We start from the raw sequence: 14,583 nt of genomic DNA, 5'->3' as shown, positions 1-14,583 counted from the left end.
ATACGCCGCGCGGAACCCTGTCCCGCATATGGAGCGTGCCATGGGCGCCCTCTCCGAGCGAAAGATCGAGATCGTCAGGACCCTGGTGGAAACCGCCCCGGACCGGATCGTCGGCAACCTGCAACTGGCGCTGGCGCAATCCGGCGACGACACTGTTCTGGCCGACGTCCGCCTGCTGGTCGAGGCCGAGGCGCGCGACCGGGCGTTGCGCAACGCCGTCTTCGCGCCGCTGGCGCCGCTCTGTGTCGGTGATGGGTCGGACGGCCACAGTCTGGTGTTCCCCGCCCGCGCCCTGGCGTTGGTCTGGCGCGGCCTGAAGCGCGAGGCGGCCGCCGAGGTCGCGGCCGCAGCGGTGATCGCCGAGTCCGTGGCCGCCGCGGTCGCTGACGAACGCCAACCCCCGGATCCGAGCCTTGCCTTCGACGCCCTGGTGCGGGCGGCGGCCGACGTTCTGCGCGCCGGCCAGGCGCGGGACTTCCGGACCGCGGCTGAGATCTGTGAGGCCGCCCGGGCCGGCGGTGCGGCCGCCCTCGCCAGCTGCCTGGCCATATCGCCCGTAGTGCGCTGCGCGATCGGCCGTCTGCCGGACTGGATCGGGCGCGTCGACGACGAGACGGCCGCCGCCGCCCGGCTGGCCTACAAGGACGCGGTCGCCATCGCCGAGGACGCCGGGCCGCGTTTCTTCGAGATGCTGGCCGCCCAGCTCACACCGCGGTGGATGGTGCTGCGGATCATCTCGGCGATCATGGACCGGCCCACCGAGCGCTATCTTGCGGAGTCGGAGCTGGGCGCCTTCCCGGAGCGGGTGATGAGCGACATTGACGCCGCCCTGACGGCGATCGCCACCCTCGATCCCGATGCCGGTCCGTCGGTCGCGACTCAAGTCGCCGCCCGCATAGGTGTTGTCACGGCCCAGACCTACGAACTCGAGGGCGCCATCGAACTGACCCGCGACCAGGGTTGGGGACGGCGTATCGTCGATCAGAAGCAGGCGCTGGCCAAGGTTGTGGAGGCCCGGCTGAGGGAGGCCGAGGCCTTTGCGACCGCCGCGCTTCCCAGTGAGGTGGCGGGCCTTGCGCGCCTGCGCAAGAAGGGACCCAAGCTTGACACCGCCCCTGACCCGAGGGCTGTCGCCCGGGCGATGACCCTGCTCGCCTTCAGCGAAACGGCGCGCCCCTTCGCCAACTATGGCGGCTTTTCCGCGGCTCACACCCGGCTGGTGGACAGGCTGGGGGGGATGATCGACCACTATGTTGAGGACGTGCTCGACCTGGCCCGGACCGGCGACCTGCCCGATCGGGGCATTGCCCATGCCTATCTGTCGGTCGCCGCCGATTTCGCGGGTCTGGTCCGCGACGAAAAATTCGCGGAGCTGATTCGTCGTCGCGCCGCGGTCTGCCACGGTGGTGACCCGACCTGACGCTCTGCACCTGGAGCTACAGTCGGCAAGCCACCGCTCGCCCTGGCGCGGGGTTTCGGCTACACGCCGCGCATGATCGCCTTCTGGGCCGCGGCCGCAGTCCTCTCGGCCGCCTCGGCCATCCTTATTCTGCTGCGCGCCGCCCGAGCCGCGACACGGGTGGAACCCGCCGATCCCACGACCGTGCTCTATCGCCGCCAGCTTGCCGAGATCGGCGAACTGGCCGATCGCGGCCTGATCGGCGCCGCGGAGCGCAAGAGCGCCGAGGCCGAGGCCGGGCGCCGCCTTCTTGACGCCGCCGACGAGCCGGTGAGGATCTGGTCGGCGAGCCCCCTCCGGGCGCCGGTCCTGATCACCGCGGCCGCGGCGCCGGCGCTGGCCCTGGGGCTCTATTTCGTCGTGGGGTCGCCGGGCAGGGTCGACCAACCGTTCGCCGCACGTCTGGCCGGGTGGACCCGCGCCGACCCGCGAACCCTGGCGCCGCCGGAAATGGCCGCCGTGCTGAACAAGCTTACCCGCGAGCGGCCCAGCGACCCGGATGGCTTTCGCTATCTGGCGCTGGCCGAAGGCGCATCAAACAATCCAGCCGGCGCGGTCCGCGCGCTGAAACGCGCCGTGAAGCTGGCGCCGCAGCGCGCCGACCTCTGGGAAATGCTCGGCGAAGCCATGGTCTATGCCGCCGGCGGCGCGGTGACGCCCGATGCCCGCCAGGTCTTTGCCGAGACCCTGAAGCTTGACCCGGCAAGCGTCCCCGCGCGGTTCCACCTGGCCCGCGCCCGCGTGGCGGCGGGCGACAAGGCGGGCGGCCTTGCCGACTGGCGCGCCCTGCTGGCCGACCTGCCGGCTGACGATCCGCGCCGGTCCACGCTGGCGGCCGCCATCGCCGAGGCGCAGGGCGGATCGGCTCCGGCGCCGCAGGGCCTTTCCCGCGACCAGCTGACCGCCGTGCGCGGCATGGTGGCGAACCTGGCCGCACGGTTGGCCGCCAGCCCCGACGATCGCAAGGGATGGGTCCAGCTGGTGCGGGCCTACGCGGTGCTTGGCGAGCGCGACAAACGAGACGCCGCGCTGAAGGCAGCGCGCGCGCGCTATGCCGCAGACCCCGGCGTCCTGGCCGACCTCGCCAAGGCCGCCGCGACGGAGCCGATGCGATGAGCTGGTTGCCGAAGTCTCCCAAGGCGCGCCGGCGCCTGACCCTGGTGGCCGCCATCGCCCCGATCCTGGTGATGGCCGTGGGCCTGACGCTGTGGGGGCTGAAGGATTCGATCTCGTTCTTCTACACGCCCTCGCAGGCCGCCAAGGCCAGTCCGTCACCGGGTCGCGCCGTGCAGCTTGGCGGGATGGTTCGGATCGGTTCGGTGGCTAAGCATCCGGATGGCCGGGTGGAGTTCACGGTCGCCGATCGCACCGCCGCCGATCGGGTGGTGTTCCAGGGCGACCTTCCGGACCTGTTCCGCGAGGGCCAGGGCGTGGTGGCCGTCGGATCGTTCCGCAGGGACGGCGTGTTCGAGGCCAAGCAGGTGCTGGCCAAGCACGACGAACGCTACATGCCGCGAGAGCTCACCAAGGCGCTGAAGGCGCAGGGGGAATGGCGCGGCGACGGTTCCACGCCCGACTACGCCAAAGCTCCCTCGGTCGGGGAAGCGGGCAGGGTGACGCCATGATGACCGCCGAGTTCGGATCCTTCGCGCTGACCCTGGCGCTGGCCTGCGCCATCGCCCAGCTGATGCTGTCGACCGCCGCGCGGATCCGCCGTTCGACGGTCCTGGCAGCGGCCGGCGAAGGTGCGGCCCTGGCCGCGTTCGCTGGCGTGGCGATCGCCTTCGCCAGCCTCATCTATGCCTTCGTGACGTCGGATTTCTCCGTCGCCAATGTGGCGGCCAATTCGCACACCGAAAAGCCGCTGCTCTATAAGGTGGCCGGAGCCTGGGGCAGTCACGAGGGCTCGATGCTGCTCTGGTGCCTGATCCTCACCGGCTATGGCGCGGCATCGGCGACGCTCGGCGGCGGCCTGCCGCGCGGCCTCAAGGCGCTGATGGTGGCGACGCAAGGCGCGCTGGGCAGCGTGTTCCTGGCCTACACGGTGTTCGCCTCCAACCCCTTGATGCGCATCGCCACGCCGCCGGTTGAGGGCCGCTCGCTCAACCCCTTGCTGCAGGACCCCGCCCTGGCGATCCATCCGCCGTTCCTCTACGCGGGCTATGTGGGGATGTCGGTGGTGTTCTCGCTGGCCGTCGCCGCTTTGATCGAGGGACGGGTGGACGCCGCGTGGGCCCGCTGGGTGCGACCCTGGGCGCTGGCGGCGTGGAGTTTCCTGACGGTGGGCATCACGCTCGGCGCCTTCTGGGCCTACTATGAGCTGGGCTGGGGCGGCTGGTGGTTCTGGGATCCTGTCGAGAACGCCTCGTTCATGCCGTGGCTGGTGGCCACCGCCCTGTTGCACTCAGCCATTGTCACGGAAAAACGCGGCGCCCTGGCCGGCTGGAGCCTGTTCCTGGCCCTGGGCGCCTTCACCTTCTCGATGCTGGGCGCCTTCCTGGTGCGTTCGGGCGTGCTGACGTCGGTGCATGCCTTCGCCGTGGATCCCACGCGCGGCGTGCTGCTGCTGATCATTCTGGGGCTGACCTCCGGCTCCGCCTTCACCCTGTTCGCCTGGCGCGCGCCGCAGCTCAGTCCGGGCGGGCTTTTCGCACCGATCAGCCGCGAAAGCGCCCTGGTGCTCAACAACATCCTGCTGGCCGCGGCGACGGCGACGGTGCTCCTGGGGACGCTCTATCCGCTGATCCGCGAAGCCCTGACCGGGGAATCCATCTCGGTGGGACCCCCCTATTTCAACGCCACCTTCACGCCCCTGATGGCGGCGCTGGCGATCCTGCTGCCGGCCGGGCCACTGCTGGCCTGGAAGCGCGGCGATCTGCGAGGAGTCGGTCAGCGCCTTTGGATCGCCGCGGTGATCGCGGTCGGCTGCGGCCTGCTGGCCTATGCACTGGTCAGTCCGAAGAAGGCGCTGGGGTGCCTGGGCTTGGCCTTGGGCGTCTGGCTGATCGGTGGGGCGATTTCCGAACTTGTCGAGCGCACGCGGGCCTTGCGGGTTCCCGCCGCTGACAGCTGGCGGCGGCTGGTTGGCCTGCCACGCGGCGCCTGGGGGATGACGCTGGCCCACCTGGGCCTCGGCGTGTTCGTGCTGGGCGCCTGTTTCGAGATCGGCTGGAAGGGGGAGGCCGCCGAGGCGCTCAGTCTTGGCGGGTCGCTCGATGTTGGCGGGTATCACCTGGTCCTGGAAAGTGTCGGGCCCGTCGATGGTCCCAACTTCGAGGCCGAGCGCGGCCTGATCCGCGCCACCCGGGACGGCAAGCCAGTCTGCACGGGCGAGCCGGAGCGGCGGTTCTATCCGGCCGGCGGTCAGACCACCTCGGAGGTGGCGATCTGCTATCGCGGCGCGTCGCATCTCTACATGGTGCTGGGCGAGCGGCGGGAGACCATGGCCGGCACGCCGGTCTGGCTGGTCAGGGCCTATTGGAACCCCTGGGCGACGCTGATTTTCCTTGGGCCGGTGATCATGGCCATCGGCGGCCTGATCTCGCTGTCTGACCGGCGTCTCAGGCTGGGCGTCGCGCGGCGCGCCAAAGCTGTCGCCGGGGAGCAGCCGGCATGACCGCGCGTTCGCTCCTCGCCGCGCTGGCCGGGGTGATCTGCATCGCCGCCGCCGCCGACCCGGCCGAACGCCTCGCCGATCCGCATCAGGAAGCCCGCGCCCGGGCGATCTTCGCCGACGTCCGCTGCCTCGTCTGCCAGAACGAATCGATCGACGATTCCGAAGCTGAGCTCGCGGGCGATCTGCGCCGTGCGGTGCGCGAACAGGTCCGAGCGGGTCGCAGCGACGCCCAGATCAAGCGTTTCCTGACCGACCGCTATGGCGAATTTGTCCTGCTGACCCCGGCCTTCTCCTGGGTCAATCTGGCGCTCTGGGGTGGGCCGTTCCTGGTGGTTCTGGCGGGTGGCGGCCTGCTGGCGTCAAGGCTGCGGAACCGCGCGGCGGAGGCGGAACTCTCTCCGGAAGAGGCCAACCGCGTGAGACGGCTCGCGGAAAGCGATTCCGCCTGACATGATTGCGCCTAACATCGGTCGGAATACCGATCCGACGGTGATCTAAACGTAACTTGAGGGCGGCGAAGCTCTCGTGCATCGAACCTCGGCTTGAAAAGCGCGTCCGAAGCTGCGGGGCGCACAGGGAACAGAAGTCATATGACCTCCAAGAAGACGGGTTATCTCCTGGGCGCCGTAGCTGGCGCCGGCGTCATGGCCGCCGCGGTGGCCGGCGCCGGCATGCGGCTGCCGTCCGCCCACGCCGACCAGGCGCATCTGATCAGGGCCTCGACGGCGCCGATCTTCGCCCCGCCGCCGGGCGCGCCAATGTCGTTCGCCGACATCTTCGACCGGGTCTCGCCCGCCGTGGTGTCGATCAATGTCACCAGCCGGGTTGAGACCAGTGCGCTGCGCAAGGTCCCGGGCTTCGAGAATTTTCCCTTCGACCTCACGCCCAAGGGCAAGGGCGAGGGGGACGACGAGGCCGCGCCGCCGCAGGGTGGGCGAGGCCAGCCACGGCTGCCAACCCAGCAGTCCGCCGGGTCCGGATTCTTCATCTCGGCTGACGGCTACATCGTCACCAACAATCACGTGGTCGAGAACGCCGAGACCATCAAGGTGGTGCTGAAGGACGAGACCGAACTCGAAGCTGTGGTGGTCGGCCGTGACGAAGGCACCGACCTGGCGGTGATCAAGGTCAAGGGCGGGCGCACCAACTTCCCGTTCGTGAATTTCGAGAACGCCGGCAAGCCGCGCGTCGGCGACTGGGTCATCGCGGTCGGAAACCCCTTCGGTCTGGGGGGCACGGCGACGGCGGGCATCATCTCGGCCTATGGGCGGGACATCGGCGAGACCTTCGTCGACTACATCCAGATCGACGCGCCGATCAACCGGGGCAACTCGGGCGGGCCGACCTTTGACATCTATGGCCGGGTGATCGGCGTCAACACGGCGATCTTCTCACCGTCTGGCGGGTCTGTGGGCATCGGCTTCGCGATTCCCGCCGAGATCGCCGACAAGGTCACCAAGCAGCTGATTTCCGGCGGCAAGATTCAGCGCGGCTATATCGGCGCGACGATCCAGAACTTCACGCCTGACATGGCCGAAGCCCAGGGGCTGGGCTCCCAGAAGGGGGCGATCGTCTCCGACCTGGTGCCGGGCGGCCCCTCGCAGCGCGCCGGGTTGCTGCCGGGCGACGTGGTCGTGGCGATCAACGGGGCGTCGGTGAAGAGCTCCTCGGAGCTGACCCGCGAGGTCGCCAAGGGCAAGGCCGGCGACGCCCTGCGCCTGGAGGTGATCCGCGAAGGCAAGCATCGCACCGTCGAGGTTCGCTCCGGCATCCGGCCGTCGGAACGGGATCTGGCCTCCAACGACAACACGCCCGGCGGCGCCCAGCGCGCGCCGGGGGACCCCGCGACGCCGCACACCTCCGTGCTCGGCATGGCGCTGGGTCCGATTGACGAGGCGACCCGGCGGCGGCTCAACGCGCCTGAGACTCTGCGCGGCGTGTTGGTCGAAAGCGTCGATCAGGCGTCCGACGCCGGTCAGAAGGGCCTGCGCCGAGGCGACGTGATCGTCCAGGCCGGGGGCAAGCCGGTGACCAGCGCCGCTGACGTCGCCGCCGCCGTCGACAGCGCCAAGAAGGCTGGCCGCACGGGCGTCCTGATGGGTATCTTTCGGCAGGGCCGCACCACGTTCCTGCCGCTCAAGGTGACGGGCTAGGGCGCGCTCAGCGCGGGGCGAGACCAGCATGCGGATCCTGATCGTCGAAGACGACCTCGAGGCGGCCGACGCCATGGAGCGGGGGCTGGCCGACGCGGGCCACGTCTGCAGCCGGGCGGCGGACGGGCAGGCGGGTCTCGGCGCCGCGCGCGACGGCCAGTTCGACGTGATGATCGTCGATCGCATGATGCCGAAGATGGATGGCGTGCAGCTGATCGAGACCATCCGGCGTGAGGGCGACCAGACGCCGGTGCTGTTCCTCTCGGCCCTGGGCGAGGTCGGCGATCGGGTGGCCGGCCTGCAGGCCGGCGGCGACGACTATCTGGTCAAGCCCTATGCCTTCGCCGAACTGATCGCCCGGGTGGAAGCCCTGGCGCGCCGGCGCGAGACCGGTTCGGTGCAGACCTTGCTTCGCGTGGGCGATCTGGAGATGGACCTGATCGGGCGGGCGGTGCATCGGCAAGGCAAGGAGATCGACCTGCAACCGCGCGAGTTCCAGCTGCTGGAGTTCATGATGCGCCACGCCGGCCAGTCGGTGACCCGCACCATGCTGCTGGAGAAGGTCTGGGAGTACCACTTCGATCCGCAGACCAACGTCATTGACGTGCACATCTCGCGCCTGCGGTCGAAGATCGACAAGGGCTTCGACCGGGCGATGCTGCAGACCGTCCGCGGGGCGGGCTACCGCCTGGATGCGTAGCCTACCTCCCCCATTCATGGGGGAGGGGGACCATCGGCCGAAGAGCCGATGGTGGAGGGGACGAGCCCCATGCGCCGCGTCTGAGGCTTGCGCCCTCCACCATTCCCTATTCGGGGAACGGTCCCCCTCCCCCGCTTCGCAGGGGAGATAGATGCGCCTGCCGCGCATATTCCGCACCACGCCGTTCCGGCTGACGCTGCTGTTCCTGGCGCTGTTCGCCAGCGCCGCCAGCGCCTTCCTGGCCTACATCTATGTGGCGACCGCCGGCGAGGCGACGCGACGGACGGACCAGGAGATCACGCGGGAGATGCGCTCGCTGGTCGGGGCCTACGACCGCGCCGGGCTGGACGCCGTCAACCAGTCGCTGATCGAACGGGCGGCCAGCGAGCGGCCGTTTCTCTATCTGCTGATGAACAAGGACCAGAAGCGGATCTCCGGCTCCATTGCGGAAAGCCCGGTGGAGACGTTCTCCGGCCCGAGCACCTGGACCAGCTTTTCGGTCACCGACCTCGACGCCAACGGCCACACGGTCAAGCACCCGGCGCGCGGTCTGCAGGAGGCGCTGCGCGGCGGCCAGATCCTCTTCGTCGGTGCGGACGTCGGCGACGACGAGGCCTATGTGGTCAAGATAGTCCGCGCGCTCTGGGGAGCCGGCGCCCTGGTCATCGTGCTGGGCCTCGCCGGCGGGGTGCTGGTCAGCCGCAACGTCACCCGCAGCATGGTCGGCTTGAGCGAGGTGGTCGAGGCGGTGCGCAATGGCGATCTTGGCGCCCGCGCCCAGGTGCGCGGCGCCCGTGACGAGTTCGATGAGCTGGCGGCGGGGGTCAACGAGATGCTGGACCGCCTGGAACGCTCGATGGCCGGCCACCGCCACGCCGGCGACGCCATCGCCCACGACCTGCGCTCGCCGCTGACCCGGCTTCGGGCGCGGCTGGAAGCCGCCTACCTCGATGTGGAGGCCGGCAAGGGCGACCCGACCCAGGCGCTGGCTCAGGCGTTGGACGATACCGACGGGGTGCTGAAGACCTTCGGCGCGGTGCTGTCGATCGCCCGGCTGCAGGCCGCCGGCGCGGCCCCTGACCCGGTGCTGTTCGACCCCGCGGATCTGGCGGCCGACATCGCCGAACTCTACGCGCCGCTCTGCGAGGATAAGGGCATCGATTTCGCCGCCGAGTTCGCCAAGCCGTTGCAGCTGCGCGGCAATCGCGAATTCCTCGCCCAGGCCCTGGCCAACATCCTCGACAACGCGGTCAAATACACCCCGGCCGGGGGCGCGATCATGCTGCGCGTGCGCCGCCGCTCCTCGGGCGAGGTAGAGTTCTCGGTGACCGACACCGGACCCGGCGTGCCGGACGCCGACCGCGAACGGGTGGTCGAACGGTTCGTCCGCCTGGAGAACAGTCGCAATGAGCCGGGGGCTGGGCTCGGCCTGTCGCTGGTGGCCGCTGTCGCCGAGGCGCACGGCGGACGGCTCGAACTTGACGAGGGGCCCGGCCAGGTGGGCGACACAGGTCCGGGCCTGCGCGTGGCCCTGGTGCTGCCCCGACCTGCTTGACGGACCCGCTTGACCGGCTCGCAGGAACGGTGGGACTTCCTCAAGGCATGGCGCTCGCCCGACAACTGAAGCCCTGTGGTCCGGTGGTCGATGACCGGGCTGCCGGGCGCATACGCGCCGTCATCGCCGGCGCGGTGGCGGCGGAGCGCCTGGACCAGGCATGGCCCTTGCTGGCCCCGGCCTTTGCCGCCTCGCCCTACCTCGCCGGCCTGGCGCGGCGTGACCCCGCGCGGCTCGACGCGCTGCTGGCCGACGATCCTGACCGGCGGCTGGTCGATATTCTCTCACGCACGGCCGCCGCGGCGAGCCTGGATTTCGCCGCGGCCCAGGTGCGGCTGCGCGAGCTGAAGGCCGAGCTGCATCTGCTGACCGCTCTCGCCGACCTGGGCGGCGTCTGGGACCTCGACCAGGTGACCGGCGCGCTGACCCGCTTTGCCGACGCCGCGGTCGCCTCGGCGCTGGTGGTCGCGGCGACGGGCGAACTGGAGGCCGGGCGGCTGACGCGGGTGGGTCAGGGCGACGAGGGGCCGGTCCCCGGCTGGTTCTGCATCGCCATGGGCAAGCAAGGAGCCTTCGAGCTCAACTACTCCAGCGACATCGATGTCTCGGTGTTCTTCGATCCCGACGCCATGCCGCTCGCCGACGGGATCGAGGCCGGGGCGTTCGCGGTGCGCCTCACGCAGCGACTGTCAGACCTGATTCAGGCGCGGACCGCCGACGGCTATGTCTTCCGCATGGACCTGCGACTGAGGCCCGATCCGTCCTCGACCCCGCCGGCGGTGCCGATCGCCGCGGCGCTGGAATACTACGAGAGCGCCGGCCAGAACTGGGAACGGGCGGCGTTCATCAAGGCGCGACCCTGCGCCGGCGATATCCCGGCGGCGAACGCCTTTCTGGGCGAGCTACAGGCCTTCGTGTGGCGCAAGAACCTCGATTTCGCCGCCATCGCCGACATCCACTCGATCAAGCGCCAGATCCACGCTCACAAGGTGGACGAGCGGGTCAGCGCCGCCGGCGTCGACCTGAAACTGGGCCGCGGCGGCATTCGCGAGATCGAATTCTACGCCCAGACCCAGCAGTTGATCCTGGGCGGCCGCAACCCGGCGCTGCGCGGTCGTCGCACGCTGGACGCTTTGGCGGCGCTCGCCGAGGCCGGCCACGTGGCGCCGCGCACCGCGGCTGAACTGACCGGCGCCTATATCCGCCTGCGCGGGATCGAGCACCGGATCCAGATGCTGGCCGATGAGCAGACCCACCGGCTGCCGGACTCCGATGCGGAGCGCCGGCGCGTGGCGGCGCTCTGCGGCTTCGCGCCGCTGCGCAGCTTCGACGCGGCGATCACCCGGACGCTGAAGGGCGTCAACGCGCGCTATAGCGAACTCTTCCCGTCGGAGGAGCCGCTGTCCTCACGTTTCGGCAGCCTGGTCTTCACCGGCGTCGATGACGATCCGGCGACCCTGGCGACGCTGAAGCGGATGGGGTTTTCGACGCCGGCCAATGTCGCGGCCACCATCCGCGCCTGGCATCGCGGCCGCATCCCGGCGACCGCCACCGAGCGCGGCCGCGAACTGTTCACCCGCCTGGCCCCACGCCTTCTGGACGCGGCCCAGGCGACAGGTGCGCCGGACACCGCCTTCCTTCGGTTCGCCGATTTCTTCGGCAGGCTTTCGTCGGGGGTGCAGCTTCAGTCGTTGTTCCTGGCGCAACCGAAGCTCTTCGAGCTGATCGTCCAGGTGATGGCGTTCGCGCCGCGGCTTGCGGCGACTCTTGCCAGACGCCCGGCCGCCATCGACTCCATGCTGGACGGGGCGTTCTTCGAGGCGATCGACATCGCCGAGGATCGCGCCGCCATGCAGGCCGCCGTCGAACGCGCTGTCCGCGACATGGACGCCGGGGGTTTCGAGGCGGCGATGGAGGCCGTGCGCATTGTCCACCGCGAGCAGGCCTTCCGGGTGGGCGTTCAGGTGATGAGCGGGACCGCCAGCGCGGTAGTCGCGGGCAAGGCCTTCGCCGACCTGGCCGACGTCTGCATCGGAACCCTGGCGGCCGCGGCCCTGGCGGAGACCGTGCGGATCGGCGGTGGCTTCGCCGGCGACGTGGCGGTGGTGGCGCTGGGCAAATGCGGCTCCCGCGAGATGAGCGCCGGATCCGACCTTGACCTGATGACCCTCTATCGGGTGTCGGACCCGGCGGGCGGGTCGGTGATCAAGGGGTGGGACGGGGTCACCTTCTACGGCCGGTTCACCCAGCGGCTGATCGCGGCGCTGTCGGCGCAGACCGCCGAGGGCGGGCTCTACGAGGTGGATATGCAGTTGCGCCCCTCCGGGACCAAGGGGCCAGTGGCGGTGAGCTTCGCGGCCTTCGAGGACTATTACGCGGCTGAAGCCGAGACCTGGGAGCTGTTGGCCCTGACCCGCGCGCGGGTGGTCTGGTCGAGCGGGCCGGCGTTCGCCCAGGCGGCGGAGGCGGCGATCACGACAGCCTTGCGGCGGAACCGGGACCGGACCGCGACGGCCGCCGATGTGCGCGAGATGCGCGCCCTTATGGCGCGCGAGCGGCCGGCGAAGGGCGCGTGGGACCTGAAGCTCTCCGACGGCGGCCTGGTGGACATCGAGTTCGCCGTCCAGTTCCTGCAGCTGGCGCACGCCGCCGAAGGTGGGCCGCTGAAGCCCAACACCGCCCAGGCCCTGGCGGCGTTGCGCGAGGCCACGCTGGCGCCGGCGGCGGCGCTGGCGGACCTGGAGCGCGGCTGGCGGCTGCAACAGGACCTGACCCAGCTATTGAAGGTGGCGCTGGACGACGGCGCCGATCCGGAGGCCGAGCCGGCAGCGTTCCGTGCGTTGTTGGCCCGGGCGGGCGGTGCACGGGATTTCCGCCAGCTGCGGGCCCGCCTGGCCGCCGCCCGCCTGGCGGCGCGGAAGGCCTACGATCTTATCGTGCAGCTCTAGGCGACGCGACCTACTCGTCCCAGCAAGTCTCCGGCGCGAGGCCGCGGTCTCGGCCTCCTCCAACCGGGCGACCGAGGCCATCAGGTCGATGTTCGGCTTGGCGCGGAGCATCGGTTCGGCAGTGCTGCCAAAATGCTCAAGCTCTATGAACGGGGCGTCCGTCAACGATCGTATCAGGTCGTGTTCGGCTCTGAAGCGTCCGGCCAGCCTGGGCTAAAATCGACGATCTCGACTCGCCCGAGAGAGGATCTGGCTGGGTCGGTCACGCCAGCTAACTCGCCTTCGCCAGAGGCGGCGCCAGGCCCGGCTGGCGGACCGGCAGGGAGAAGGTGGCGCGGGTGCCCTGACCCGGCGCGCTTCGCAGGTCCAGCAGGCCGCCGTGCAGTTCGACCAGCGACTTGGTCAGCGCCAGGCCCAGACCCGTGCCCTGCTGGGTCTTGGCGTGCTGGCTCTCGATCTGCTCGAAGGGCCGGGCGAGCCGGGCCAGATCGTCGGCGGGGATGCCGATGCCGGTGTCCTGCACACTGATCCTCACGCGCTCGCCCAGCGGATCGTCGCGGCGCTCCGCGCGCACGGTGATCAGGCCGCCGCGGGGGGTGAACTTGATAGCGTTGGACAACAGGTTCAGCAGCACCTGCTTGATGGCCCGGTAGTCCGCGTCGACCTCGGGCAGGTCCGAGAAATCCAGGCGCAGCGCCAGGCCGGCGGCCTCGGCGCGATTGCGCACCAGCCGCAGGGCGTCCTCGGCGACGTCCTCCAGCGAGACCGGCTCGAAGCGCAGATTCATCTTGCCCGCCTCGATCTTCGACATGTCGAGGATGTCATTGATCAGCGCCAGCAGGTGCTGACCGGAGACCAGGATGTCGCGGGAATAGTCCTTGTAGCGCGGGTCGCCGAGCGGGCCGTACATCTCGGCGATCATGATCTCGGAGAAGCCGTTGATGGCGTTGAGCGGCGTGCGCAGCTCGTGGCTCATGTTGGCCAGGAACTCGCTCTTGGCCTGGTTGGCGCCCTCGGCGCGGACCTTCTCGGTCTCGTACTTGCGGGCCAGTTCGGACAGCTGTTCCTGGCTGTGCTCCAGGTTGACCACGGCCTTGCGCAAGGCGTCCTCGTTGACGCGGCGGGCCTCTTCCTGGGCCTTCAGCGCGGTGATGTCGGCGGCGGTGACCACCAGGCCGCCCTCGGCCGTGGGGCGCTCGGAGATCTGCACCCAGCGGCCGTCGATCAGCTCGGCCTCGCGCACGCCCTTGCGACCGCCCAGGGCCTGGAACTCCTGGCGGACAGCGAGCTGGGCCTGAGCCTCCAGCTCCTCGCGCGCGACACCGGGCTTCAGCACCTGCGGCTCCAGGCGGAAAAAGCTGCGGTAGTTGCGGTTGCACATCAGCAGGCGCCCGTGGCGGTCCCACAGGACGAAGGCTTCGGAGACGCTTTCGATGGCGTCGCGCAGGCGGGTTTCGGCGGCCTGGGCCCGGGCCTGGGCCAGGCGCTCCTCGGTCACGTCGAGGGCCACGCCGATGATCCGCGCATAGCCGCCTTCGGCCGCCTTGCCAAAGCCCTGGCCGCGCGCGTCGATCCACACCGGCCGACCGGCCGACAGGCTGGGCACCCGGAACGAGACATCGAAACCGCCGTAGACCGCGGCCGTGCTGAGAGCTTCGCGCAGGCCATCGCGGTGGCCTTCGGAGACGCGGTCCAGCACCTGCTGGCCGTCCATCACCCCGCCGCGCCAGCCGAACAGGGCCGCGGTGACCTCGGACATGAAGATCCTGTCGGCTTCGAGATCCCATTCCCAGATGCCGCAGCGGGCCGCCTCGACGGCCAGACGGAAGCGCTGCTCGCTGTCGGAATAGGCCGCGTGAAGGCGTTCGACGCGGCGGGATTCCCCCAGCAGCACGACGCCCAGCGTGAAGGCCGCGGCCAGTGGGACGATCAGCCAGAAGAGCTGCTCCGTCGGGCTCTGCGGGCCGTGCGTCAGGCGGTAGGCGGCGATGCCCGTGTAGAGCATCAGGATCAGCAGCGCCGCCAGGATCGCGATGCGGGCGAAGCGCAGGGTCGGCGCGCGCGCTAGGGCAAGATCGCCCGATCGGCCCTCCGGCCGCCCCTGCGCACTGTCCCCGCCGCTTGAGGCCAAGGCCCGCTGCTCCCCCCGTTC

At 70.3% G+C, this 14,583-nt stretch carries 10 protein-coding genes and 1 pseudogene; 9 read left to right on the top strand and 2 right to left on the bottom strand.

Annotation, left to right across the window (positions count from 1 at the left end; all coding sequences use genetic code 11):
• Positions 1-40: 40 nt before the first annotated feature.
• From RMN86_RS10720 to RMN86_RS10680, 9 genes are all read left to right on the top strand, one after another.
• A complete protein-coding gene (locus RMN86_RS10720) occupies positions 41-1,420 on the top strand; it encodes a hypothetical protein (protein WP_309605837.1) in 1,380 nt (459 codons plus the stop codon).
• A 72-nt stretch (positions 1,421-1,492) separates the two neighbouring features.
• On the top strand, positions 1,493-2,575 hold the full coding sequence (gene ccmI / locus RMN86_RS10715) for a c-type cytochrome biogenesis protein CcmI (protein ID WP_309605836.1): 1,083 nt from the start codon (positions 1,493-1,495) through the stop codon (positions 2,573-2,575).
• The gene (gene ccmE / locus RMN86_RS10710; protein WP_309605835.1) at positions 2,572-3,084 is read left to right on the top strand and encodes a cytochrome c maturation protein CcmE; all 513 of its coding nucleotides are present in this window, start codon (positions 2,572-2,574) and stop codon (positions 3,082-3,084) included. Before ccmI ends, ccmE begins: the two co-directional genes overlap by 4 nt.
• Positions 3,084-5,075 carry a heme lyase CcmF/NrfE family subunit gene (locus tag RMN86_RS10705; protein WP_309605856.1) on the top strand — a complete coding sequence of 664 codons (1,992 nt, stop codon included), beginning with the start codon at positions 3,084-3,086 and terminating at the stop codon, positions 5,073-5,075. Before ccmE ends, RMN86_RS10705 begins: the two co-directional genes overlap by 1 nt.
• A complete protein-coding gene (locus tag RMN86_RS10700; protein WP_309605834.1) occupies positions 5,072-5,524 on the top strand; it encodes a cytochrome c-type biogenesis protein in 453 nt (150 codons plus the stop codon). The genes RMN86_RS10705 and RMN86_RS10700 overlap by 4 nt, the downstream gene beginning before the upstream one ends.
• A gap of 141 nt (positions 5,525-5,665) precedes the next feature.
• Positions 5,666-7,228: a Do family serine endopeptidase gene (locus RMN86_RS10695; RefSeq protein WP_309605833.1), complete on the top strand. Its 1,563-nt coding sequence runs from the start codon at positions 5,666-5,668 to the stop codon at positions 7,226-7,228.
• Positions 7,229-7,256: 28 nt separating this feature from the next.
• Positions 7,257-7,928, top strand: coding sequence for a response regulator transcription factor (locus tag RMN86_RS10690; protein ID WP_309605832.1), 672 nt, complete (start codon positions 7,257-7,259; stop codon positions 7,926-7,928).
• 151 nt (positions 7,929-8,079) lie between these two features.
• Positions 8,080-9,483, top strand: coding sequence for a HAMP domain-containing sensor histidine kinase (locus tag RMN86_RS10685; protein WP_309605831.1), 1,404 nt, complete (start codon positions 8,080-8,082; stop codon positions 9,481-9,483).
• A 47-nt stretch (positions 9,484-9,530) separates the two neighbouring features.
• Entirely contained in the window at positions 9,531-12,431 is a 2,901-nt protein-coding gene (locus tag RMN86_RS10680; RefSeq protein WP_309605830.1) for a bifunctional [glutamine synthetase] adenylyltransferase/[glutamine synthetase]-adenylyl-L-tyrosine phosphorylase, read from the top strand.
• 15 nt (positions 12,432-12,446) lie between these two features.
• Here RMN86_RS10680 and RMN86_RS18160 read toward each other — a convergent pair.
• A pseudogene (locus tag RMN86_RS18160) lies at positions 12,447-12,638 on the bottom strand (GrpB family protein); the annotation flags it as partial.
• Between the two features lie 64 nt (positions 12,639-12,702).
• Positions 12,703-14,562: an ATP-binding protein gene (locus RMN86_RS10675; RefSeq protein ID WP_309605829.1), complete on the bottom strand. Its 1,860-nt coding sequence runs from the start codon at positions 14,560-14,562 to the stop codon at positions 12,703-12,705.
• Positions 14,563-14,583 lie beyond the last annotated feature (21 nt).

Origin of the sequence: Phenylobacterium sp., from assembly GCF_031360265.1 — a bacterium.
Classification (GTDB): Bacteria; Pseudomonadota; Alphaproteobacteria; order Caulobacterales; family Caulobacteraceae; genus Phenylobacterium.
Note: the sequence above shows the minus strand (reverse complement) of the source record. Positions and strands in the feature narration are given on the sequence as shown.